Origin of the sequence: Brevibacillus migulae, from assembly GCF_004521915.1 — a bacterium.
In the GTDB taxonomy this organism is placed as follows: domain Bacteria; phylum Bacillota; class Bacilli; order Brevibacillales; family Brevibacillaceae; genus Brevibacillus_F; species Brevibacillus_F migulae.
The window spans coordinates 188,561-211,687 of record NZ_SDKD01000007.1 but is presented as its reverse complement, the minus strand read 5'-3'; the positions used below and the strand labels follow the sequence as shown (position 1 = coordinate 211,687).

General features: G+C 50.7%; 23 protein-coding genes and 1 other annotated feature. Of the genes, 18 read left to right on the top strand and 5 right to left on the bottom strand.

The window, feature by feature from the left end; translation table 11 throughout:
* Positions 1 to 9: 9 nt before the first annotated feature.
* The 8 genes from EIZ37_RS10630 (at position 10) to EIZ37_RS10595 (ending at position 8,678) form a co-directional block, all read left to right on the top strand.
* Positions 10 to 435, top strand: coding sequence for a cell division protein SepF (locus tag EIZ37_RS10630; RefSeq protein WP_134684566.1), 426 nt, complete (start codon positions 10 to 12; stop codon positions 433 to 435).
* A 31-nt stretch (positions 436 to 466) separates the two neighbouring features.
* Positions 467 to 736, top strand: coding sequence for a YggT family protein (locus tag EIZ37_RS10625; protein ID WP_134684565.1), 270 nt, complete (start codon positions 467 to 469; stop codon positions 734 to 736).
* Between the two features lie 5 nt (positions 737 to 741).
* Positions 742 to 1,515 carry a YlmH family RNA-binding protein gene (locus tag EIZ37_RS10620; protein WP_134684564.1) on the top strand — a complete coding sequence of 258 codons (774 nt, stop codon included), beginning with the start codon at positions 742 to 744 and terminating at the stop codon, positions 1,513 to 1,515.
* Positions 1,516 to 1,619: 104 nt separating this feature from the next.
* On the top strand, positions 1,620 to 2,105 hold the full coding sequence (locus tag EIZ37_RS10615; protein ID WP_134684563.1) for a DivIVA domain-containing protein: 486 nt from the start codon (positions 1,620 to 1,622) through the stop codon (positions 2,103 to 2,105).
* A gap of 59 nt (positions 2,106 to 2,164) precedes the next feature.
* Positions 2,165 to 2,395, top strand: a binding site (T-box leader).
* A 53-nt stretch (positions 2,396 to 2,448) separates the two neighbouring features.
* Positions 2,449 to 5,241 (top strand): isoleucine--tRNA ligase, encoded by a 2,793-nt coding sequence (ileS, locus tag EIZ37_RS10610; protein WP_134684562.1) that lies wholly within the window; start codon positions 2,449 to 2,451, stop codon positions 5,239 to 5,241.
* A 126-nt stretch (positions 5,242 to 5,367) separates the two neighbouring features.
* Positions 5,368 to 6,129: a TraR/DksA C4-type zinc finger protein gene (locus EIZ37_RS10605; RefSeq protein ID WP_134684561.1), complete on the top strand. Its 762-nt coding sequence runs from the start codon at positions 5,368 to 5,370 to the stop codon at positions 6,127 to 6,129.
* 15 nt (positions 6,130 to 6,144) lie between these two features.
* Complete coding sequence (locus EIZ37_RS10600) at positions 6,145 to 7,263, top strand: mandelate racemase/muconate lactonizing enzyme family protein (RefSeq protein WP_134684560.1); 1,119 nt, start codon at positions 6,145 to 6,147, stop codon at positions 7,261 to 7,263.
* A 17-nt stretch (positions 7,264 to 7,280) separates the two neighbouring features.
* Positions 7,281 to 8,678 carry an MFS transporter gene (locus tag EIZ37_RS10595; protein WP_134684559.1) on the top strand — a complete coding sequence of 466 codons (1,398 nt, stop codon included), beginning with the start codon at positions 7,281 to 7,283 and terminating at the stop codon, positions 8,676 to 8,678.
* A 35-nt stretch (positions 8,679 to 8,713) separates the two neighbouring features.
* Here the strand turns inward: EIZ37_RS10595 and EIZ37_RS10590 are convergent, their stop codons facing one another.
* Genes EIZ37_RS10590 through EIZ37_RS10575 form a run of 4 tightly spaced genes read right to left on the bottom strand, consistent with a single transcriptional unit; the run spans position 8,714 to position 11,785 of the window.
* The gene (locus EIZ37_RS10590) at positions 8,714 to 9,481 is read right to left on the bottom strand and encodes an SDR family NAD(P)-dependent oxidoreductase (protein ID WP_235827955.1); all 768 of its coding nucleotides are present in this window, start codon (positions 9,479 to 9,481) and stop codon (positions 8,714 to 8,716) included.
* A 9-nt stretch (positions 9,482 to 9,490) separates the two neighbouring features.
* Positions 9,491 to 10,186: an SDR family oxidoreductase gene (locus tag EIZ37_RS10585; RefSeq protein ID WP_235827954.1), complete on the bottom strand. Its 696-nt coding sequence runs from the start codon at positions 10,184 to 10,186 to the stop codon at positions 9,491 to 9,493.
* 18 nt (positions 10,187 to 10,204) lie between these two features.
* Positions 10,205 to 10,990, bottom strand: a complete 786-nt coding sequence (locus EIZ37_RS10580) for a sugar phosphate isomerase/epimerase family protein (RefSeq protein WP_134684558.1) — start codon at positions 10,988 to 10,990, stop codon at positions 10,205 to 10,207.
* A gap of 21 nt (positions 10,991 to 11,011) precedes the next feature.
* Complete coding sequence (locus EIZ37_RS10575) at positions 11,012 to 11,785, bottom strand: SDR family oxidoreductase (RefSeq protein WP_134684557.1); 774 nt, start codon at positions 11,783 to 11,785, stop codon at positions 11,012 to 11,014.
* A 124-nt stretch (positions 11,786 to 11,909) separates the two neighbouring features.
* Here EIZ37_RS10575 and EIZ37_RS10570 point away from each other — a divergent pair, with 124 nt between their 5' ends.
* Positions 11,910 to 12,374, top strand: a complete 465-nt coding sequence (locus tag EIZ37_RS10570; protein ID WP_134684556.1) for an NUDIX domain-containing protein — start codon at positions 11,910 to 11,912, stop codon at positions 12,372 to 12,374.
* Between the two features lie 32 nt (positions 12,375 to 12,406).
* Here the strand turns inward: EIZ37_RS10570 and EIZ37_RS10565 are convergent, their stop codons facing one another.
* On the bottom strand, positions 12,407 to 13,087 hold the full coding sequence (locus tag EIZ37_RS10565; protein WP_235827953.1) for a TerC family protein: 681 nt from the start codon (positions 13,085 to 13,087) through the stop codon (positions 12,407 to 12,409).
* Positions 13,088 to 13,236: 149 nt separating this feature from the next.
* Between EIZ37_RS10565 and EIZ37_RS10560 the strand changes: the two genes are divergently transcribed.
* From EIZ37_RS10560 to EIZ37_RS10520, 9 genes are all read left to right on the top strand, one after another.
* On the top strand, positions 13,237 to 15,495 hold the full coding sequence (locus EIZ37_RS10560) for a DNA topoisomerase 3 (protein ID WP_134684555.1): 2,259 nt from the start codon (positions 13,237 to 13,239) through the stop codon (positions 15,493 to 15,495).
* A gap of 69 nt (positions 15,496 to 15,564) precedes the next feature.
* Positions 15,565 to 16,122 carry a spore coat protein gene (locus EIZ37_RS10555; protein WP_235827952.1) on the top strand — a complete coding sequence of 186 codons (558 nt, stop codon included), beginning with the start codon at positions 15,565 to 15,567 and terminating at the stop codon, positions 16,120 to 16,122.
* Positions 16,123 to 16,297: 175 nt separating this feature from the next.
* A complete protein-coding gene (locus tag EIZ37_RS10550) occupies positions 16,298 to 16,876 on the top strand; it encodes a DUF4912 domain-containing protein (protein ID WP_167568788.1) in 579 nt (192 codons plus the stop codon).
* A 273-nt stretch (positions 16,877 to 17,149) separates the two neighbouring features.
* Complete coding sequence (locus EIZ37_RS10545; RefSeq protein WP_134684553.1) at positions 17,150 to 17,695, top strand: phosphohexomutase domain-containing protein; 546 nt, start codon at positions 17,150 to 17,152, stop codon at positions 17,693 to 17,695.
* Positions 17,696 to 17,732: 37 nt separating this feature from the next.
* Positions 17,733 to 19,154, top strand: a complete 1,422-nt coding sequence (locus EIZ37_RS10540; protein WP_134684552.1) for a phosphoglucomutase/phosphomannomutase family protein — start codon at positions 17,733 to 17,735, stop codon at positions 19,152 to 19,154.
* 139 nt (positions 19,155 to 19,293) lie between these two features.
* Positions 19,294 to 19,938 (top strand): serine/threonine protein kinase, encoded by a 645-nt coding sequence (locus EIZ37_RS10535; RefSeq protein WP_134684551.1) that lies wholly within the window; start codon positions 19,294 to 19,296, stop codon positions 19,936 to 19,938.
* Between the two features lie 107 nt (positions 19,939 to 20,045).
* Entirely contained in the window at positions 20,046 to 20,495 is a 450-nt protein-coding gene (gene lspA, locus EIZ37_RS10530; RefSeq protein ID WP_134684606.1) for a signal peptidase II, read from the top strand.
* Between the two features lie 58 nt (positions 20,496 to 20,553).
* Positions 20,554 to 21,480, top strand: coding sequence for an RluA family pseudouridine synthase (locus EIZ37_RS10525; protein ID WP_134684550.1), 927 nt, complete (start codon positions 20,554 to 20,556; stop codon positions 21,478 to 21,480).
* Positions 21,481 to 21,610: 130 nt separating this feature from the next.
* Positions 21,611 to 22,972: a PD40 domain-containing protein gene (locus EIZ37_RS10520; RefSeq protein ID WP_167568786.1), complete on the top strand. Its 1,362-nt coding sequence runs from the start codon at positions 21,611 to 21,613 to the stop codon at positions 22,970 to 22,972.
* Positions 22,973 to 23,127: the final 155 nt, after the last annotated feature.

Genomic DNA, 23,127 nt, shown 5'->3' with positions numbered 1-23,127 from the left:
ACAGCCAGGATGAGTGTGATGAACAAGCTCAAGGAATTTTTTGGCCTGGAAAGTGAAGAGTATGTCGAAGAATATGTGGAAGAAGAACAGGTAGAGGAAGACTTTTATCCAAAACGTAATCAACAAGTGCGTGCCTCCAACAACATCGTTCCGTTGCATGCAGCCAGAGATAGGGAAGGGATTCGCTTGATGCTTTTTGAACCGCGCAATTACAATGATGCGCAAGATATTGCTGACAATCTGCGTCATCGCAGACCCGTGGTGATTAATCTCCAACGAGTCGAAAAAGAACAGGCAAAACGGATTGTCGATTTTCTAAGCGGCACCGTATATGCATTGAATGGGGATATCCAGAAAGTTGGCGATCATATTTTTGTGTGCACGCCAGAGAATGTGGATATGCAAGGCAATATTTCCAGTGTAGTGGAGGAATAAAAGCAGGTAGAAAAAACATCGAGGTGAATCCATGTATTTGTTGTATACCGTAATCGATTATGCCTTTCTCATTTATCGATATATGCTGATTGCGTACGTACTGATGTCATGGGTACCGCAAATGAGAGATACCGGAATTGGACAGCTCCTGGAGCGTTTGGTTGAACCTTATCTGGCGCCTTTTCGCAGATTTATTCCCCCGCTCGGATTTATTGATCTGTCGCCGATCGTAGCGTTTTTTGCTTTGATTTTTGCGCATAGCGGGTTGAAGCTCCTGCTGCAATTAGTCTTCGGGTACTAAAGCGGATGAGCATCTTTCACCATTTTCGCAAAGAAGAGCTTCCTTTTGCAGAGCGGGCGCTGGAAATGCTGACGCAGGTTGAGCGGAAGCAGGCCATGCGCCTTACTGATTTTCTCGACCCGAGGCATTATTTCATTCTGCACAGCCTGCAATCGCAGGTGAGCGGGGTGGCGGTGACAGCGAATGGCGGGTATTCAGGTGCCGAACGGGTACGAGCTATGCTTCATCCCGAATATATCGAGCCGGATCAGGAAGATTTCCAGCTGATGCTGGTTCAAATCAGTGGAGATCAGCGTTTTCTGAAGCTGGAGCATCGCGATGTCATGGGAGCTCTGTTACACGTTGGTCTAAAGCGGGAAAAATTCGGGGATATTCTGATGGGCGATGATGGCTGCCAGGGCATACTCGCCAAGGAAACGGCCGACTTTGTGCGCATGCAGGTAACGCAAATCCATCGGATCCCGGTGGTGCTGGAAGAGGTACCTTTGACAAAGATCGTCTCGCCAACGGTCAAACAGACCGAGAAAACGTTCACGGTCTCATCGCCACGCATTGATGCTGTGGTGGGGGAAGTGTATCATCTGTCCCGAGCCAAAGCATTGGTGCCGATCCGGGCAGGACGGCTCAAAATCAACTGGAAAGTGGAAGATGATCCCTCCGTTCAGGTAAAAGCTGGGGATATCGTTTCACTGGCAGGGCATGGCCGATTCCAAGTATTGGAGCTTGCGGGCCCGACACGCAGCGGACGAATTCGCATGCAGGTGGGAATTTTTACATAAGCTTGTATGTATGAAAAGCAAAAAAATGCATAATCTCGGAAGGAATACAGCTAATCCTGTCGAAATGTAGGATTACGATTACGCAAAAAGAGTGGGGTGTTCTCGTGCCATTAACGCCGTTGGATATACACAATAAGGAATTTAGCACTGGTTTTCGCGGGTACAATGTGGATGAAGTGAATGAGTTCCTCGATCAAATCATCAAGGATTTCGAGATTTTGATCAAAGAGAAAAAAGATCTCGAAGAACGCGTGGCCCTGCTGAATGAGCGAGTGGAACACTACAAAAGCCTGGAAGAAAACTTGAGCAAATCGATCCTGGTTGCGCAGGAGACGGCAGAAGACGTCAAGTCAAATGCCCGCAAAGAAGCGCAGCTGATCATGAAGGAAGCGGAAAAAAATGCGGACCGGATCGTCAACGAATCGTTGGCCAAGTCACGCAAAATCGCGATCGAGATAGAGGAGCTTAAGAAGCGTGCCTCCGTCTATCGGATGCGCTTCCGCACTTTGCTTGAGGCTCAGCTGGAAATGCTGGAAAACGGCGCTTGGGATGATATCGAGCAAGCTGATTCCACCATTGAAACGGAATAATACATTGACTCTTTGTTGAAAATGGATGTATAATCAAAGCCAAACTTTTGCAATTTCATAATCAGACAATGATCGGGATCAGTACATGAAGCCAGTCTGTTCAGAGAGCCGTTGATGGTGGAAATACGGCCAGCACCCTTCATCGAATATCACCCGTAAGTCCTTAGCTGAACCCAGCGATGCAAGTAAGCTTGAGCGAGTCATTCACGTTACGAATGATTAAGTGGACAAAATCAGTTCTTGGATTTGTTCAATAGGGTGGTACCACGGAAGCCTCTTTCGTCCCTAACCGGGATGAAGGGGCTTTTTTTTATCTCTTAATGACAGGTAGGAGTGAATGGAAATGAGTGTTGATTACGGCAAAACGCTAAATCTCCCCAAAACCGATTTCCCGATGCGTGGAAACTTGCCATCGCGCGAACCGGAAATCCAAGCGAAATGGGAAGAGCTGGATATTTATAAAAAAGTACAGGAACGCACCAAAGGACGTCCGACCTTTATCCTGCATGATGGCCCTCCTTATGCCAACGGGGATATCCATATCGGCCATGCCTTGAACAAAATCCTGAAAGACATGATTGTACGTTACAAATCGATGGCTGGTTTTGACTCTCCGTACGTGCCAGGCTGGGATACACACGGTTTGCCAATTGAACAAGCCATCATTAATGCCCAAGGGCTTGATCGCCGCAGCATCGAGGTCAATGACTTCCGTAAACGCTGTGAGGAGTATGCGTGGTCGTTTATCGACAAACAGCGCAAAGGCTTCAAGCGACTGGGTGTGCGTGGTGACTGGGAAAATCCGTATGTAACCCTGCTGCCACATTATGAAGCCCGTCAGATTAAAGTATTTGGCGAGATGGCCAAGAAAGGCTATATCTATAAAGGGCTTCGCTGCGTGTACTGGTCTCCTTCCTCGGAAACCGCTCTTGCAGATGCCGAAATCGAGTACAAAGACAAACGTTCTCCTTCCATCTACGTTAGCTTCCAAGTGAAAGATGGGAAAGGAAAACTGGATCAAGAGACAGGTGTTGTGATCTGGACAACTACGCCATGGACACTGCCTGCTAACCTGGCGATCTCCATCCATCCGGAGTTTGAATACAGTGTGGTCAAAGTGAACGGCAGCAAATACATGCTCGCATCCGGCCTTTTGGAAGCTGCTTCCAAAGAAATCGGTTGGGAAAACGTTGAAGTGCTGTCTACGTTTAAAGGCGCTGAACTGGAAGGTGTGGTGACACAGCATCCATTCTACGATCGTGAATCGCCGCTGCTTCTCGGTGAACATGTTACGCTTGATGCCGGTACCGGTTGTGTTCATACCGCACCTGGCCACGGGGAAGATGACTTTGCCATCGGAAATAAATATGGCATCGGCGTGCTTTGCCCGGTCGATCATGAAGGTAAAATGACGGCAGAAGCACCAGGCTTTGAAGGCTTGTTCTATGAAGATGCCAACAAAGTGGTAACAGAAAAGCTGAAAGAAACAGGAGCATTGCTGAAGCTCGGCTTCATCACACACTCCTATCCGCATGACTGGCGCACGAAAAAGCCGGTCATTTACCGGGCAACCGAGCAATGGTTTGCTTCCATTGAGGGCTTCCGTTCCCAAATGCTCGATGCAATCAAAGAAGTGAAATGGGTGCCGCATTGGGGGGAAACACGCCTTGCCAACATGGTGGCAGATCGCGGCGACTGGTGCATTTCCCGTCAGCGCGTATGGGGCGTACCGATCCCGATCTTCTATTGCAAATCCTGCAATGAGCCGATTATCAATGACGATACGATCAATCATATTGCTGACTTGTTCCGCCAAGAAGGTTCGTCCGTATGGTTTGCGAAGGATGCAAATGAGCTTGTACCAGCAGGGCTTGCGTGTCCAAAATGCAACCACACCGAATTCCGCAAAGAAACCGACATTATGGATGTATGGTTTGACTCCGGATCGAGCCATGAGGCCGTACTGGAAGAACGTGAAGAGCTCAGCGCACCTGCAGACCTGTATCTGGAGGGCTCTGACCAGTATCGCGGGTGGTTCAACTCTTCGCTCTCCACATCTGTGGCGGTTCATGGACGGGCACCTTACCGCGGCGTATTGAGCCACGGCTTTACACTTGACGGAGAAGGACGCAAAATGTCCAAATCGCTGGGGAATACGATCGTTCCGCAAGAGGTGATTGATAAGCTGGGTGCGGATATCCTGCGTCTGTGGGTAGCCTCTGTTGATTATCAATCGGACGTACGGATTTCCGATGCGATCCTCTCGCAAATCGCGGAAGTGTACCGCAAAATCCGCAATACGTTCCGTTTCTTGCTCGGAAACCTCGATGGCTTCGATGTGAAAAAAGATCGTGTTGCCTACGAGCAGCTGGGTGAACTGGACCGCTTTGTGCTGGCAAAAGCTGCACAAGTGGTAAAACGTGCACGCAAAGCGTATGAGGAGTATCAGTTCCACACCGTGTTCCATGCGGTGCATAATTTCTGCACGATCGATCTGTCGGCGTTCTATCTGGATATTTGCAAAGATCGTCTCTATGTGGAAGCACCGGATAACCTGAAACGCCGCGCAGCGCAAACCGTCATGTACGATTGCCTGCTGGCCTTGGTGAAGCTGGTCGCACCGATTCTGCCGCATACTGCTGATGAGGTATGGAGCTTCATTCCAGGAGTAGAGGAAGTAAGCGTACAGCTGACAGATCTGCCAGAGGAAAACGAACAGCATCTGTCCCTCTCCGCAGAATTAATGGCAAAATGGGAAGCGTTCCTCGCCGTTCGTGATGAAGTGCTGAAAGCGATGGAAGAAGCTCGCCGCAATAAAGTATTCGGTAACTCAGTCGATGCGAAATTGACGCTCTATCCAGAAACTCCTGAGGTATTTGCGACACTGACTCGCATGGAGGACCTGGACGAATTGTTCATCGTCGCACAGGTTGAAATCCACGAGCCTGGTGCAAGCGTACCTGCAGAAGCGAAAAAACTGGAGGGCATCGCGGTGATGGCGCAGCCAGCAGACGGTGTCAAATGTGAACGCTGCCGCATCGTGAAAAATGATGTGGGAACAAATGCGGCTCATCCACAATTGTGCGGCCGTTGCGCAACGGTTGTTACCAATCACTATGCGCATGTAACGGAATAAAAACTGCGATAAAAAAAGGAAACCTCTCCTGTTGGCTAGGAATAACTGCCAGCGGGGGAGGTCTTTTTTTGCCCGCCTCCTGAGGCATACTACAGGAACAAAGAGGTGACGAAAGGGGAGGCTTTTGTGGACCAGAACAAGCTGTCTTACTTTAAGCAACGCCTGCTGGATCTAAAGAAAGAGACGGAAGATCGCGTGCAGGTTCGCTATAGCCTGGAAGAACAAATGTCCGATTCGATCCATGAGTTTTCCATGTACGATAACCATCCGGCCGATATTGGCAGCGAGATGTTTGAACGGGAAAAAGATTTGGCACTCTATAGTTTGGACAGAGAAACGCTGAAGGAAATCGACCAAGCGTTGGCACGCATGGAGGACGGTACATACGGACTGTGCAGTGTATGTGGAAAACCGATCCCCGAAGAGCGATTGGAAGCGTTGCCCCAGGCCATGACGTGCAAGGAACACGCACCACAGCCCCATATCAACAATGATCGCCCGGTAGAGGAGGAGTTTCTGCATCCCCCCTTTGGGCGCACTTCCCTCGATGAACGCGATGATGCCAACTTTTTCGATGGCGAAGACGCGTGGCAGATCGTAGAGCAATGGGGCACGTCCAATACACCTTTTGCCTATGGAGATAACGGGAAAAACGATTATAAAAAAATGTACGTCGAATCAGAGGATCCGGATGGCTTTGTCGAAGCTGTCGAGCAGATCGGTTATACCGGTATTGAAGGCTATCACGGACCGGACAGTGTCCATTTTATCCGAAGCGGCACCTATGAGGATTATATGGATAGCAAAGAAGGCTACGGAAATTTTGTGGACTATGAGGAATATATCAAGGAACAAAACGCGCAGAGGAATCGAGATGATCTAAAGTAAAGCGTGGTGACACCGGTGCAAATCGAACGTATCGAGACTTACCCCCTGCTGTATCAGCTGCCGCGTCCCTACGGAGATGCAAACGGATATAAAAAATACCGTACCTGTTATCTCATCCGCCTCGTGACAACGTCAGGCTTGGATGGCTGGGGGGAAATCATCGATTGGCTGCCTACTCTGGATAAAGGCTTTCGCGAGCGCATCATTCCTTTTTTGCTCGGAAAGCAAGCGACCCAGCGTCTGCATCTCGTAAAAACGATCAAAAAATGGCATCGACGCGCAGCCGCTGGCGTCAGCATGGCATTGACCGAAATCGCTGCGAAACAGGCAGGCATGTCCATTTGCGATCTGTGGGGAGGGAAGCTGCATGACCGTATCCCCGTCTACGCATCCTTTCAATCGTATGGGGAAGAAGACGACTGGCAAAAAAAATCGCTTGCACTGGTAGAGCAAGCGGTGGCAGAAGGCTTTTGCAAGCTTAAAGTCAAGATCGGCGGCCGTACGATCAAGGAGGATCAACAGCATATACGCAGCATGCAGGAGATGCTTCAGTATCAAGCCCAGTTGGCGCTCGATGCCAATCAAAGCTACGATCCGGCTGCTGTCATCGAATGGGAGTGCCTGTTTCGCGAATGGGCCAATCTGCTCTGGCTGGAGGAACCTCTGCCAATGGATCGGACGCTCGGCTATAAAATGCTGCGGAACCGGTTGCCCATCCCGCTCGCTGGCGGTGAAAATCTGCAAAGCGCCAGCGCTTTCGTCCCGCTGGTAAGGGAAGAAGCCATCGATATTCTCCAGCCGGATACGATGCATGAAGATGGCATTGACGGTTATCGGGATACGCTTCAGCTGGCTCGCCATTTTGGGTTGCGGGTTTCTCCTCATGCATTCGATGGAGCATTATCCCGGCTATATGCATGTTTCGCCCAAGCATGCTTGCCACCCTGGAGCAAGATGGTGGGAGAAGAGATTGAACCGGTTGAATGGGATGTGATGGAGAATCCATTTACGAAGCTCTTTTCGTTCACGCCCGTACAAGGAACGATCACCATTCCAGAAGGCGTAGGCATCGGTATCGACGTGGATACGGAAATGCTGGAGGCTTACCGCTGGGATGGAAGCACATACAGGTAGGAGTCGATGAATGAACCATGGCAGCAAACACGAAGAATCTAATCGGTCTTGGTGGGGTACCGTTGGTGATGGTGTTGGGAAACTCCATGTTAATTCCCGTTTTGCCTACCATGAAGGCAAGTCTTGATCTTACTTCATTTGAGACCAGTTTTCTCATCACTGCTTTTTCCATTGCCGCAGGGATCGTCATCCCGTTTGCCGGCTATTTATCTGATCGATTCACCCGGAAAATCGTGGTGATCGTTGGACTGTCCCTATATGGATTGGGCGGTCTGCTGGCCGGACTTTCTGCACTTTGGTGGGATTCCTATTCATTGATCATGGCTGGCAGAATCATGCAGGGGATCGGAGCTGCGGGGACTGCTCCGATCGCAATGGCGCTGGTCGGAGATTTGTTTAACGGAGCGGAAGAAAGCCGGGCCCTCGGCCTGCTGGAAACATCAAACGGACTTGGCAAGGTGCTCAGTCCCATCTTTGGCTCTCTTTTGGCGCTCATCGGCTGGTACATGGTGTTTCTCGCATTTCCTGCCATATGCGGGGTGGTGCTTTTGCTGTTTTTGTTTCTGGTCAAGGAAAAGAAACAGCAAAAAGAGCCAAAACCTGTCAAGCAGTACGTCCACTCGATCAGTCAAGTGTTTAAGCAGCACGGAAAGTGGCTGGTTCCTGCCTTTTTTATCGGCAGCATTTGTCTGTTTACATTGTTTGGCGTGCTATTTTACCTCTCGGATCTGTTGGAGGATAAGTACGGAATCGATGGTGTCCTCAAAGGCGGATTCCTAGCCATCCCCTTGCTGGTGATGAGCATTACCGCTTATATCACAGGTTTGATCATCAAGAAAAAGCTGAACCTGATGCGCCTTTTCGTGATCGTGGGGATGGTTTTGCTGGCAGCGTCCTATGTCATTGCGAGCTTTATGGACAGCGCCTATACGCTCATCGCGGTCTTGGTGATCGGCAGCTTGGGAACAGGGATGATCTTGCCTTGCCTCAACAGCATGATCATCGGCGCGGTGAAAAAGGATGAGCGGGGCATGATCACTTCGCTGTACAGCGGAGTTCGTTTCATTGGGGTCGCGGTTGGGCCGCCTGTCTTTACCTGGCTGCTCGGTTTTTCCAAGACCGTGATGTTTTATTCGATCGCAGGTCTTTCTGCCTTGTTTGCGATCGTGGCCTTCATCTGGCTGAAACCGCAAACGGCCGGAAGCTCGCAGCCTGAAAAGCATGCCAAAGAGGGAGAAAAACAGGTGAAGCAACAAGATTTCGAAGCATTTGATCAGGTAGCCCACATTCTTCAGCTGAAGGAGGAGAGCCCTGAAGAAAGAAAGCGAGCCGAAGCGGAAAAGTCAATCGGCTTCGATGTCGATGACTTGATCGACCATTTGTTGAAGAAACAAAAGGAAAAAGGTCAGTCGTAGGTGTGCATGTTACCAGGCGTGCACCCCTTTTCTTCTCAGGTAATGCCGACGTGGGCCGTAATTCCGCCATCCATCGTGATGGTGGCACCGTTGATATAACCGCTTTCAGGACCGACCAAAAAGGCTGCCATGGCTGCAATTTCGGTGGGTAAGCCGATCCGTTTGACTGGGGTTTTTTCCAGCACTTTTCGAAAATAGTCGGTTATTTCTGGTGATTTTATGCCCATTGCCGTATCGACATAGCCCGGGCAGATCGCGTTGCAGGTGATCCCTTCGTGTCCCCATTCTGCAGCGATTGCTTTCGTATAGCCAATCATGCCATGCTTGCTTGCGACATAGGTAGAACTGCGTGAGGCTCCAAATTGGCCTTGTACGGAAGCGATATTGACGATTCGCCCATAGCCTGCTTGTTTCATTTTCGGGAGCAGATAACGGGTGAACAAGAAGACGCTGCGCAAATTGGTGTTCATGATCCACTCCCATTCCTCATCGCTGACCTCGTCTACACGATGAAAAGGGCCGCCGACACCCGCATTGTTGACGAGCAGTAAAGGAGTGGCACCGAAATGGCTTTCCACCAATGCGAGCGCATTTTCCACACTTTTGCGGCTTCCGACATCGCATGCTACCGCGATCGCACTGCCGCCATCGTTCCTGATTTCTTCCTCGACCAGCTTGGCATTTTCCAGATTGATATCCAGCAGTCCTACCGAGATGCCTTGCCGAGCCAGGCGTTTGGCTGTTTCTTTTCCAATTCCCTGACCGGCTCCTGTTATCAGAGACATATTAGCTCCATCACTCATAGGTTCCTCCTACAATACTCCCTTTGGGGGAAGAATCCGAATCTCATCGACACGCATGGTGAGTGGTTTTGAAGCAATATGGAGAATCGCTTCAGCAATTTCTTCTGGCTTTAGCATATCGGCAGGATCAAACATGCGGTCGTCTGTAATTTCCGTGGCGACCGCCCCTGCACTTACCGTGGTGACAAATACGCGGTCCTCTTTCCATTCTTCATTGCAAATCTGCGAGAGCCCGCGTACCGCATGCTTCGAGGAGCCATAGGCACCGTTATGGGGGATGGGCATGTACCCCGTAATGCTTGAGAGGTTGATGATTCGTCCGCCGCCCTTTCTTTTCATCAAGCGATAGGCTTCCCGTGAGCATAGAAACAATCCGGTCAAATTGGTTGCGATCACCGCTTCCCATTCTTCCCGGGTGGTGTCGGCCAGCGGCTTGAAGATGCCAATGCCGGCGTTATTGACGAGCACATCAAGCTGCCCATGCTGCTCTTCCAACCAAGCAAATAATCGAAAAATACTGTCCTCATCGGTCACATCCAGCTTGGCTGTCGAGATCGTTCCGGTTTGCAGGGGGGCTGCAGGCAGATCAGGAGAAGCATGGCGGGAGGTCACGCATACCGCTGCTCCTTCACGGGCAAGCCATTCGGCCGTTATTTTACCGATCCCCCTGGTTCCGCCAGTGATCAATACGAGTTTACCTTTCATTTTTATCACCGCATCCCTTTACTCAATCAATGAGTCAATATAGGCTTTCGCCGCAATCAATTCGTCTGGGCTGTCCATAAAGCATTCAAGCGTCATATAACCTCTGTATGCGGATTTTTTTAGTGTGTGTAAAAAGGTGTGGAAAGGGAAATGGCCTTGACCAGGTGCCCGGCGATTGGAGTCGGCCAGATGAACGTAAGCGATCAGGGGAGCATGTTGTTCCATAATCGTGGTGATGGAAGTTTCTTCGATATTCATGTGGAATGTGTCGATCAGCAGCTTCACGTGGGAGGAACCCGTACGCTGTACTGCTTGGGCAGCCTCTGCAATTTGATTAAATGCGGGAGATTCATAGCGGTTGATGACTTCTACAAAAATCGTGGTGCCGGCTTGCTGTGCTTCTTGTGCGAGATCTGAGAGGGTAATCCCGAAGTCTTCGATTTCATCGGGAGTGGCCGGCAAATGGGGAGTTAAAACGCCAGGACTGCGTGAAATGCCGAAGGATGGAACGATAATCACTCCGTCCGCGTCAAGCTCACCGGCGATGCGCAGTAAGCGCCGTACGCCGGATATAGCCTTTTGACGTTCGGGTGGGGAGGGGTGAACGAGATGTCCATCGTATCCACCGACCAATGAAGTGATGCGGATCGGAGAATGAGAAAAGGCATGTTTGACTTCCTGGATGCGTTCCTCGATGTCAAAGGCCCATAGCTCCATACCAGAAAAACCATGCCTTTCCAACCAAGCGCATTTTTCCGATAGGGAATCTCCGGGGATGAGGTGCTCTTGAACAGAGAGTTTCATTTCACATCCTCCCAACCATGTTTAGGTATATCGATATTTATTTAGTACATCCTTGCCGCCAGTAACCGGAATAATCGCTCCAGTGATAAAGTCGGAAGCTTCTGCACATAGAAAAGCGACGGTACGGGCAATATCTTCTCCGCTGCCTGGCCTGCCGACGGGTGTATGAGGGTCCTCCAACTCTCTTGCATCTTGGATGTCGGCCTCTTTGTATTTCCCGATGATGTCACCAGGGCTAATCATATTGACCGTAATCCCGTTAGACGCTTCTTCCATCGCCAGCGTTTTTGTCAGAGAGACAAGGCCTGTCTTTGCGGCGGCAAAAGCGGATCGATACATCCAACCGGCAGTATGTTCGGCACGGTCAAAGCCAAACGTGATGATTCGGCCCCAGCGCTTCTGGCGCATCTGCGGCAAAATCAGCCGTGACAAATAGAAGACGCTGCTCAGGTTGCCGTGCAGCAGGTAGTTCCACTCCGCAGGCGTATATTCGGTTAATTTCTTCCTTTCCGCTATGTATGGGCCTGCACTATTGATGAGGATATCAATTCCATCCGTCTGCGCAAGGGCTTGTTGGACAAGGCGTTCTACGTCTTTTTCCTTGCTTACGTCACCCTGCAGCGCGGCTGCTTTGATCCCGTATTCATCCTGCAGTTGTTGGATCAGTGTTTTCGCTTGCTCTTCACTGTGCACATAATTAATCAGCAGATTGACTCCTTGTTTGGCCAATTCCACGGCTGTTCGTCGGCCCAGTCCAGTCGCGCTTCCGGTTATGAGCGCAGTTTTTCCTTTCAACGCAATACCTCCATCTGGAACAGGATGTTGATCATATCCGTCCGTGTGAATAGACATAGCTTCATTTTAGACAATGTATTAAAATAATGCTAGTTTTAGGCATGTGAAATAGGGAGGAAGAAAAATGGAACAATACACAGATCTCAGTGGGAACCCCATTGAACTCACATTTGACCCTGAGGAATTCCGTCCTGCTGGTCACGTGCTGATTGTACCGTTGTGGCAAGGAAAAATCGTGTTTACTCACCATAAAATCCGGGGGATTGAATTGCCGGGTGGAAAAATCGAGCGAGGGGAGACGGCGCTGGCCGCTGCCGTACGGGAGCTGCATGAAGAGACCGGAGCATCCTTGAAATCCATTGCGCTGATTGGGCAATATGTGCTGCAGATGGACGGAGTGTCCATCGTCAAATCCATTTATGCAGGGGAAGTGGAGGAGCTGCTGCCGCTGCCCGCCGAGACGGACACGCATGGGGCCATCCTGTTCGACGAGCTTCCGGACGTACAGAACGACCCCCGCTTCAGTCCATATATGAAAGATGCTGTTTTTGAGAGAACGATGCGCCAGCTTGGGCTGATGGCGGACTAAGCAATAAGGCAGCCGAGCGGGGAATGGGTAGGTTATTCCGCAAATTGCTTGGTATCGTGCTTGTTTTTCCATACACCCAAAGAGACAACCGCTGCCACGACCGCAATGATAAAGCTCCACCGCAAGACAGGATAAGGCTCGAAAACATTAGCGAAGAGAGGCTCTTCTGTAAACATGCGCGCAGCTGTCCAAGCAAGCACAGCCGATCCGACGTAGACGATCAGCGGGAATCTTTCCATGAAATGAAGAATGATGGTGCTTCCCCAGACCATGATGGGGACACTGATCATCAACCCGACCACAACCAACAGAAAAGAACCGTGGGAAGCTCCCGCGATGGCAAGCACATTGTCGAGACCCATCACGACATCGGCGATGACTATGGTTTGAATAGCACCCAGCAGGCTGGTGGCCGAGGCCACGTCTTGATCCTCCTTGTGGCTGACCAGCAGATTATAGGCAATCCAGATCAGGATCAGACTCCCGATCGCACGCAATAGCGGGATGTGCAGCAGCCAGACCACCGCCAGCGTGAGCAAGGCACGCACGATGATCGCGGCGATCGTTCCCCAGAGAATGGTCCGTTTTCGCAGGTGCTCCGGCAGATTGCGTGCTGTCATTCCGATTACGATCGCGTTGTCGCCAGCTAATACCAGATCAATGACCACAATGCTTAGCAGAGACATCCAAAAATCCGGGTTGAATATGCTCACGAAGGAATCACCTCTGAGTTAGGATAACCCAAAATCGGGCGGATCCCATGCTTCACAGGGGACTAGCAATATCTGCATACAGGGTTCCCAAGGAAACATTTATTCGCTACACTTGCTTAGGAACGTTTGATGTAAGGAGCGATACTCTTTTGAAAACACTCATTATTGCGGAAAAACCAGACATGGGACGAAATATCGCAGCCGCAATAGATCCCAAAGCGAAAAATCATCGGACCTATCTCGAAGGAGAACAATATATCATCACCTGGGCAATTGGCCATCTGGTTGAATTGGCGGAACCAGACGCCTATGATCCCAAGTACAAAAGATGGAACATCAACGATCTGCCGATTATTCCCGATTCGTTCAAGCTGGTCCCGAACCGAAAAACGATCGATCAGCTCAAGGTGATCGCAGAGTTGGCCAAGCGGTGCAACATGCTGGTCAATTCCTGCGATGCCGGGCGAGAAGGGCAGCATATATTCTCGCTGATCCAAAGGCATCTCAAACTGTCCCACCCTGTCAAACGGCTCTGGATCTCGGATTTGACCCCGGAAACCATCCGAAAAGGCTTCGCCGAGCTGAAAGACGGAGCCGAATACGAAAATTTGACAAAAGCGGCGAAAGCACGCAGCGAAGCGGATTGGCTGATCGGGATGAATGGTTCGCGCGCGTTTACGACCAAGCATAATGAATTGATTTCGGTTGGCAGAGTACAGACACCCGTACTCGCCCTTATTTATGATCGCCAAAAGCAGATTGAAGCCTTTTCCTCGCAGCAATTTTTTGAATTGGAAGGGCATTTCACACAAGGCCAGACGACCTATCGGGGACTATGGCAAGGGGATCGCATGACCGATCGCGCCAAAGCAGATGCGCTCGCAGCGAAGGTATCAGGCAAGCAGGGACAGATTGCGTCCTATGAAGTGAAGGAAACAAAAGAATACCCGTTCAAGCTGTACGATCTGACGCTGCTGCAGCGGGAAGCAAACAGCCGATACGGCTTTTCAGCAAAGAAAACATTGGATCTTGCCCAAGCGTTATACGAAAAGCACAAGGTGATTTCCTACCCGCGGACAAACTCCAACTATGTGACCGAACAAAACATACCGGAAATGCACAAAACGTTAGCAGCCCTGCAAGGTACGGCCTACGATGCATGGGTGCGGGGAGCGAACAGGCAGCTGGTGCATAAAGGAAATAAATTCATTTGCAATCCGGCCAGAGTCGAGGACCACCATGCCATACTCCCGACACCGCGCAGGGCTAACGGTCTTTCCGCGGATGAACAAAAGCTGTACGACATGATCGTAAGACGCTTTTTGTCCCAATTTTATCCAGCGGCAGAATACAAGGTTCATACGGTACTGACCGAGGTCGAAAAAGAATCCTTCAAGACGACGGTCAAGGAGCTGCTGGGCCTGGGCTGGAAAGTGATTTACGCCGATCAGAAAAAAGAAAAGGCCAAAACGCCAAAAGGTAAAGAAAAGGAAGAAGAGGACGAGGAAGAAGTCGAAGTAAACGAGCCTTTTTCTCTCGTGCCGGGTGCAGAGGTTCTTTGTGCAAAGGCAGCGGTTAAGGAAAAAGAAACCCAGCCTCCGAAGCACTATACGGAAGGGACACTGCTGAAAGCGATGGAGAGCGCTGGCAAACAAATCGAAGACGAGGAACTCCGCGAGGCCATGAAGGACGCAGGACTTGGGACTCCGGCTACCCGCGCTGCCACGATCGAGCGACTCAAAAAAGTGGGTTATGTAACGATGCAAGGCAAAAAGCTGCTGATTACGCAAAAAGGGCGTACGGTGATTGAATTGATCCGTGGGGCGGGTATTGATTTGCTGGCTTCACCAGAGATGACCGGGCACTGGGAACGCCGGCTGAACGAAATCTCCAGAGGAGCCGCATCTGATGCGCAGTTTATGGAGAACGTCAAAAAATTCGCCGCGATGATCGTTGACAAAGTGCGGGTCCAAGCCCGAGCGGCGAAAACGTTGTTTGAGGGCGAAGCGACCAAGCAGCCGGGGGGAGCAAAGCGAAGAGGACGAGCTGTCGGTGAAAGTGCCGGAAAAGCCCGGGCAGCGACGAAGGCTACTTCTGCCACGAAGAAAGGGGCCACCGCAAAGGACGGAGCTTCTCCAAGCATAGTGGCGCATTGCCCGCGACCTGGCTGCGGCGGCGTGATCTTCATGGGCCGTAAAGGCTATGGCTGCTCCAATTACACACAAGGCTGTAAATTTGTCATCTGGAAAGAAAATTACGGCCGCATGTTGACAGACGCCCAAGTCAAGGCGCTGATTGAAAAAGGCAAGACCGGGAAAATGAAGCTGGTACGCCCGGACGATACGCTTGCGGAAGGACGTCTTATCGTCAAAAGCGTGGAGACAGGCGAGCTGGCGATCGAAGAATAAAAAGCACGTACACTTCCGACACTAATGCTGGTTGTAGGATCAACCACCATCTATTCCATCGGGAGGTACATGATGCAACAACGTTTTGCCGCACATGAAGTGCTGGAGACCCAGGAAGCCCTTCGCTCGAAACATGCCGAGATTGAAATGCATGGCCTGTTTGCTGAAATGGCGCAAGATCCGCAATTGAAGGACATCATCGCCAGACATCAACGGATGATCATTAACGCTTATCAGCAAGGATTGAATCTGCTGCAGGGAAAAGGCGTCAACGTCAGCGCTCAAGCCAATCAGCTGCGGATGATGCAGCCGCCATCCATCGGCTTGAACAATCCGCAAATGACAACGCCGAATCCACATCCTTCCCGGTTGTCCGATATGACGATTTCGACGATCATGCTGAACTGGCATAAAGCGGGTTCCGCAATCGGCATGCTCTGGGCGGCGGAATGTGTGGACCCCGATATTCGCCAATATCATGTCAATGGCGCGAACAATTGCCAGCAAATGGCTTATGAGACCTGGCAATATATGAACGCGAGAGGCTACTACCAAGCTCCACAGCTGGCCGATCATACGATGAATACGATGATTGGGGCCTATCAAAATCAACCTGTTCTTGTGTAAAAGATTGCCGTCCTTCCGTGGGCGGCTTTTTTTGGTCGATAAGAATTTATTNGGGCGGCTTTTTTTGGTCGATAAGAATTTATTAAATTCTCATCGACATAAGAGCAACTAAGCTCCGCCAAAGACTTTGCGTAGCCAAGTTTTTTCTAATGCCTCCCTCTCGTCAATGGGGTTCTTGTCGACAAAAGAAGAAGCTTCCGGCAACCACCATTCGACAGTCTTCGTTTCGCCGATTCGTTATACTGGGCATGTGCAGCAGGAAAAACGATCAAATGGAAAGGAGCGCTTTACGATGATTTCCAATGGTGAAAACAAAGCACGGCAAAGAGATGTTGTACGAAAAGAGGCTCCGATTCAAAAAGATTGGATGTCGCTAGCACTCAGCGGTCCAAGCATGCTCCACGTTTGTTGGGAGCTGACATGGTCGCGACTGGTCATGGTTGCGTCCTATTTGCATGCAGAGCAGCAGGAGCTGGAAAAGGGGCTGCGTCTCTATGATGTGACCGGCATTTCCTTTAACGGAAACAACGCAAGAAGCTGGGTGGACATCCGGATCAAAGGGGAAGCCAATGATTGTTTTATTCCGAATGTTCAACCAAATTGCACGTATCTTGCAGACTTCGGGCTGTTTCATGAAGACCGGTTTTACCCGATTTTGCGTTCTGAAACGGTTACCACGCCTTCACAACTTGGCAATCAGATAGCGTGGAAGTACCGCTTTTGTCCGGATGCAGACAAACTCTCCATCCAATAAACGTTCGGAAAGTGAGGCTCACCCATGATTGAAACGGTAAAAAGCGTGACGGTTGTCGCTGCTTCCATTGCGCTTTTGGCAACGATTTTACTTATTTTCATACGTCAGCTGCAAAAATCGATCCGGGATTAACGCTCGGTTCGGTTTTTCATTTCATCGATGTTGTAGTTCTCATTTAGTCTTGTTCCGCATAGAGTGAATATGTTCAATAGCCTAGTTGCGGGGTACCTGTGTCTGGATGATCCGAGCATATGAGCAGATTGGGAGGGAAGTATGTTGCAGAAGGAAGTAGTGGACCAAAGCAGGTGCCCATCCAGCCTGTTTACGCCATACGGAATGGAGGGGGCAGGGAACCGGGAAATGACAGTTGAGGTAGCGGTTCGATTGGCTTCTGCTTATGCCTATGTACAGGCGCAGCCCACGCGAATTGGCATCTCAGCCTGCGCCCATCCCTTTTCCCAGTTGCTGAAGCATGGGATGATGACGAGTCTATGCTGTGCGGGGATGGAAACGGTCGATTTTGGCATTTGCACGGAAACGGTCCTGCAGTTTGGGATGAAACGGGAAGCGTGCCAAGGAAGCATCCATCTCGTGATGAACCGGGGGACCAGCGGAGCCGTCGAGATCATTTTTCTCGATCAAGAAGGGCAGCGTGTCACAGCGAGTTGGACCGACCGGGTGAAGGAAGCGTTTGTTCATCATCGGCATGTTCCAAGAAGGATTGATCAATTGGGGCGCATCCATGTGAAGCATGATGTGCAGGAAGAATATGTGCAAAGCGTAATCGAAATGACCAGAGATTCCTTGCAGAAACAGTAGTCGGTTTGTGACGATATTGCTGATAGGGGAGGGAATCATGTTGGCAAAACGATTGGCGTTTGGAACGGATGGATGGCGCGCAGTGATGGCCGACGAGTTTACCGTGGAAAATGTCCGTATCGTGGCGCAGGCGATTGCCTTGTACACGATTGAAAAAGGCATGGCGGAACAAGGAATCATTGTCGGGCATGATACGCGCTTTTTGGGCAGGAGGTTCGCGGAGGAAGTGGTTCGTGTACTGGCAGCAAACGGAATCCGGGCTGATCTCGTCAACGAGGCGACACCTACACCTGTCGTTGCATTTGGCGTCAAGCATTTCGGCACGAGCGGCGCGGTCATGATTACGGCAAGTCACAATCCCCCTGAATATAATGGACTAAAATACATACCCGACTATGCTGGTCCCGCTACCCCTGAGATTACCGATCGTCTGGAGGAATTGATCGGGAATGTGCAGGAGCAAGGCGGAGTCCATGCGATTGATCTGGAGCAAGCAGCCGCGGCTCAGCTCATGCAGTATATCTTTTTGCGTCCGCATTACGAAGCGCATATACGACGCTTGATTCACTTTGAACGGCTGCGCAAAGCCAACTTGCATGTCGTTGTCGATGCGATGCACGGGGCAGGGATCGGGTACGTCTCCTCTATCTTGAGTGAAGCGGGAGTGAAAACGACTACGCTTCGCGACTATGAGGACCCGCTCTTTGGCGGCAGCCTGCCAGAGCCTGGGGAAAAGCATTTGATGCAATTAAGCAAAGAGGTTGTCATGCAGCAAGCGGACCTTGGCCTGGCCAACGATGGTGACGCGGATCGCTTCGGCGTCATCGATGAAAAGGGCAAATACGTCCCTGCCAATCAGGTGCTGCTCTTGCTGGCGCATCATTTGATCAAAAACCGTGGGCTAAAAGGAAGAATCGTACGCACGGTAGCGACTACCCATCGATTGGATCGCATCGCGCAGCGGCATGGCCTGGAGGCATTGGAGACACCGGTAGGCTTTAAATATATCGGGGAGGAGATGCGGAAAGGGGATGTGCTTTTGGGCGGTGAAGAGAGCGGAGGTGCCAGTATCATCGGACATATCCCCGAAAAAGACGGGATCTTGATCAATCTGCTGCTTGCTGAAATGGTCGCATGGGAAGGAAGGCCGATCACAGAGATCCTGGAAGAGGCTTATCGCGAATATGGCGAGCTTCACACGACACGAATCGATATAAGGCATCGTGAGAAAGAGCGTTGGCTGAATGATTTTCTGTCCATGACCCACCGGAAAGCAGGCAGCTTTCCCGTAGTGTCCATTGATCGAAAAGACGGGGTGAAGCTCCAGCTGCAAGGCGGTCACTGGCTTTTGATCCGACCTTCCGGGACGGAGCCGCTGTTGCGCATCTATTGCGAGGCAGCGACAGCGCAGGCGCTTGAGCAGTTGAAAGAAGTGGTTGAAGATTGGTTTTGTGAATAACAGAATACAATAAAGGAGTGCCCACGAAGCCAGCTTTCAAGCTGTTGTGTGGGTTTTTCTTTTTCCCTCATATTCAGTTCCTTGTCAATTTTTGTTAGAATGGGGGAATAATCATGTCCGGCATGAAAAGAGGGTAACGGTGAAAATTGCACAAAGCGTACTTGAATCATTTTTACAAGAAGTGAAGCTGGAGAGCGTTTCTCCGGAAGATCCGGTCGTCGTTTTTCACCTGCCCAAGCCTTGGGAGCTGGTCGGCACGGGAAATTATGCAGGTGTTTTCGCTCACCCGGATTATCCCGATGTCGTGCTGAAGCTCTATGCCCCTGGCCGTCCAGGGATTGAACAGGAAAAGCAGGTCTATGAAAAACTCGGTGAATCAAAATACTTTCCGATCTGTTACCAGACGGGTGACAATTTTCTCGTCATAAAGCGAATCAGGGGCCATTCCTTGTTTGACTGCGTACGATACGGCATTCCGATTCCCCCGCAGGCGATCGAAGATGTGGAAGCGGCGATGGCGGAGGCGAGGGCAAAAGGCTTGCATCCCCACGATGTCCATGGCAAGAATGTCATGATGTATCAAGGACGCGGCTATTTGATTGACGTATCGGATTATTACAAGCCTCAGGAAGATAATAAATGGCGAGACCTACGCAAGGCGTACTACCGCTTTTATCTGCCTTTCATGAAGGATCGGGGATGGAAAGTCCCGCTGTGGACGCTCGATGGAATTCGGAAAGGGTATCGACTCTACAGAAAAATGAGAAGATTGTTCAGTTCTTGATGGCGTTTCTTGTTTCACATAGTGGGCTGTGGTAAAATTTTATTTTGACGCGTCTTGTGTACAGTGTTGTTCTACCATTGGACAACGTCTTCAGGGGAGGACTTATGATCATCTACTATATCATCGCACTTGTCATCATTGGGTTGGATCAGCTGACGAAATATCTGGTGAAAACGAATATGGAGCTGGGAGAATCGATTCCGCTGATACCGGATGTCTTTCATCTGACGTCGCATCGCAATATGGGGGCGGCTTTCGGCATTCTGCAGAACCAGCGCTTCTTTTTCATTCTCATTACGATCGCGGTGGTCATTGGGATCGTGATCGCAATCAAGCGAATCGGACATGCACAGCCTCGTACGGCATTCGCCCTCTCGCTTGTGCTGGGCGGAGCGATCGGAAATTTTATCGATCGGGCTACGACTGGACAGGTTGTAGATTTTCTGCACTTTATTTTGATTAACTTCCCGATATTTAACGTGGCGGATATGGCGATTACCATCGGGGTAGGGTTGATGCTGCTCGACCTGCTGCTCGACTCCAGACGGGCACGATAATCCGTGAACAACGAGAACATACTAGCAGTAATGACTAAGGTAGGAGAAAAAGGATTCTATGGAAAATACGTTATTTGAACGCTTTGACTGGACGGTTGATGCCGCCGACGCCGGCGAACGCATTGACAAATTCATTACCCTGCAAGGGGAGGAATGGTCCCGTTCCCAGATACAGGCCTGGATCAAGGAAGGTCGGGTATCGGTTGGCGGGGAAACGGTGAAGAGCAACTACAAGGTTAGCCGGGATGATGAAGTGACCTTGCGAGTGCCTCCTCCGCGCGAGCTGGCCATTCAGCCCGAGAACATCCCGCTGGATATCCTGTATGAAGATGCCGATGTGGTTGTGGTGAACAAGCCGAGGGGATTGGTCGTTCATCCGGCACCCGGTCATTATACGGGAACTCTGGTAAATGCCCTGCTGCACCACTGCAAGGATCTGTCCGGTATCAATGGCGTCCTGCGTCCGGGAATCGTGCATCGGATTGATAAGGATACATCCGGACTCTTGGTTGTTGCCAAAAATGACCGCGCACATGTGGGCTTGGCTGAGCAGTTGAAAGAGCATACAGTGAATCGCAAATACGTAGCCATCGTCCACGGTGTGATCCCGCATGAAATGGGGACGATTGATGCGCCGATTGGGCGTGACCCGAAGAACCGTCAGCAGATGGCTGTCGTTTTTGAAAACAGCAAGCCTGCTGTGACGCATTTTGTCGTACTGGAGCGCTTCAAGGATTATACGCTGGTGGAGTGCAAGCTGGAAACAGGCCGTACCCATCAAATCCGCGTACATATGAAATATATTGAGCATCCGCTCGCAGGAGATCCGAAATACGGGCCGAAAAAGACGCTCGAGATCGATGGACAGGCTCTCCACGCGAAAACGCTTGGATTTACCCATCCTCGCACCGGCGAGTATTTGGAATTTGATGCACCGCTGCCGCAAGAAATGGTCAGTGTGCTCGAATGGCTTCGCCTGCAATAATCAGAAACGAAAACGCTTGGGACTGCCGTGGGCATCTTCCAAGCGTTTTTTGCTGCCATGCATGAGGAAACAAAAACTGGGAAAAATCGTCAAAAGAGAATATGCTCCAGGAAAGAGAGGTTGTCCCTGCATGAAATACGTTTCTCGCTTCGTGGTATGCTTGTTCACACTATCGATCCTGATGGGGATTGGCAGCGGATCTGACAACACGTATGCGGCCGCTGCACCTGTGCAAGAGTCTGCGAACCCAGGGGGAGTGCCTGCCAAGATCGCTTTCACACGAAACCAACAGCTATGGATGCTGGATGCCGCCAATCCCAAAGCCGTTCCCAAACAGGTAACGAGATCTGGCAACGTTGAGGTCATCGGCTGGTCTTATGACGGGGAGTATCTCCTGTATAAAAACAGGGGAAAACAGGATGCGAATGAATTCAGCTATTTGTGGGTAGTCCAGGCAGACGGAAGCAATCCGCGGCAAGTAGATCCTCGACCCGTGCAAGGAACCCCGAAATGGTCGCCTCATGAACACACGATCGCTTATTTGACGGGCAACCCGCCGGATCAGATGATGGTCACCCTTGCAACCGTCCGAGCCAAGCAGCAGGTCCGTACCCGTCAGCTGCCATTCAGCCCGGAAGCGGCGGATATCGCGTGGTCCCCGGATGGAAAGAGCTTGTACGTGTCTTTACCTGCCGCCAAGGATCGGCCTATTCAATTGAATAAAGTGTCTGTGTTGAATGGAATAATCACGGAAATGTACCGTCTGGGAGGTCCGCCAAAGGTTGAAGAGGGGATTTATCCCTATCTTGCAGACGGGATCACCCTTTCCCCGGATGGCCGCTATGTCGCCTATTTTGAAAGAGTAACCTCCGCCTCCTTGTCTGCAGACGGACTGCCGATCAAACTGTTCGACTTCACCACATCAGCAGCTCCTAAAGTGATCGGGGCGGGACTCGCTTATCCCGAATGGCTGGCTTGGTCGCCAGACAGCAAGCGGTTGGCCATCGTGGACGGTACAGGCAGAGAAGCAACTGCCAACAAGCATGTGGTGCTGATCGACCCGGCTACGGGAAGCAAGCTGTTTGATTCCAAAGAAGCGGGATTGGTCGATACGCAACCCGTCTGGTCGCAAGGAAAGAACAGCGTCCTTTATTTTGCGAGAGGAAGAGAGAATCGTGACTGGCTGGGCAACTATGATCCGAACCGATTGCTTGTGCCTGACCAGCGGATCTGGGCCTACTACGGAATCGGCAAGCCGGTACCCGTTACCCGCGATCAAGGGAAGACTGCGGATCTTTATGCGAATCCTTCGCCAACCAATCAATTCCTGCTGTTCCTGCGTCTTTATCAGACGGAGCATGGATCGGTCTTTGTCAAAACACTAGGCAAAGGAACGGAGACGGAATTGATCAAAGATGTGAATGGAGAGGCCGGCTACTATGGGAATTATCTGCCGGAGTGGGTCAAGGTCTACTGGATGGAAGAAAAATAACCGTTGACACGTTTGTCTAACCATGTCATAATCGCTACAGAAAGCAAAGGAACCTTTAAATCCAGTCCCGTGAGGCTGGCAAGGGCTACGGATATTGGCGTTTGACGGACAGGAAGAATGTTTTCTTCTGTGTATTCGTCACACCCCCAAAAGCT

Excerpts from the sequence above, each read along its gene's own strand:
- EIZ37_RS10630 (WP_134684566.1), top strand. The coding sequence starts at position 10 with ATGAGTGTGATGAACAAGCTCAAGGAATTTTTTGGCCTGGAAAGTGAA.
- EIZ37_RS10625 (WP_134684565.1), top strand. The coding sequence starts at position 467 with ATGTATTTGTTGTATACCGTAATCGATTATGCCTTTCTCATTTATCGA.
- EIZ37_RS10620 (WP_134684564.1), top strand. The coding sequence starts at position 742 with ATGAGCATCTTTCACCATTTTCGCAAAGAAGAGCTTCCTTTTGCAGAG.
- ileS (WP_134684562.1), top strand. The coding sequence starts at position 2,449 with ATGAGTGTTGATTACGGCAAAACGCTAAATCTCCCCAAAACCGATTTC.
- EIZ37_RS10595 (WP_134684559.1), top strand. The coding sequence starts at position 7,281 with ATGGCAGCAAACACGAAGAATCTAATCGGTCTTGGTGGGGTACCGTTG.
- EIZ37_RS10590 (WP_235827955.1), bottom strand. The coding sequence starts at position 9,481 with ATGAGTGATGGAGCTAATATGTCTCTGATAACAGGAGCCGGTCAGGGA.
- EIZ37_RS10585 (WP_235827954.1), bottom strand. The coding sequence starts at position 10,186 with ATGAAAGGTAAACTCGTATTGATCACTGGCGGAACCAGGGGGATCGGT.
- EIZ37_RS10580 (WP_134684558.1), bottom strand. The coding sequence starts at position 10,990 with ATGAAACTCTCTGTTCAAGAGCACCTCATCCCCGGAGATTCCCTATCG.
- EIZ37_RS10570 (WP_134684556.1), top strand. The coding sequence starts at position 11,910 with ATGGAACAATACACAGATCTCAGTGGGAACCCCATTGAACTCACATTT.
- EIZ37_RS10555 (WP_235827952.1), top strand. The coding sequence starts at position 15,565 with ATGATGCAACAACGTTTTGCCGCACATGAAGTGCTGGAGACCCAGGAA.
- EIZ37_RS10545 (WP_134684553.1), top strand. The coding sequence starts at position 17,150 with ATGTTGCAGAAGGAAGTAGTGGACCAAAGCAGGTGCCCATCCAGCCTG.
- EIZ37_RS10540 (WP_134684552.1), top strand. The coding sequence starts at position 17,733 with ATGTTGGCAAAACGATTGGCGTTTGGAACGGATGGATGGCGCGCAGTG.
- EIZ37_RS10525 (WP_134684550.1), top strand. The coding sequence starts at position 20,554 with ATGGAAAATACGTTATTTGAACGCTTTGACTGGACGGTTGATGCCGCC.
- EIZ37_RS10520 (WP_167568786.1), top strand. The coding sequence starts at position 21,611 with ATGAAATACGTTTCTCGCTTCGTGGTATGCTTGTTCACACTATCGATC.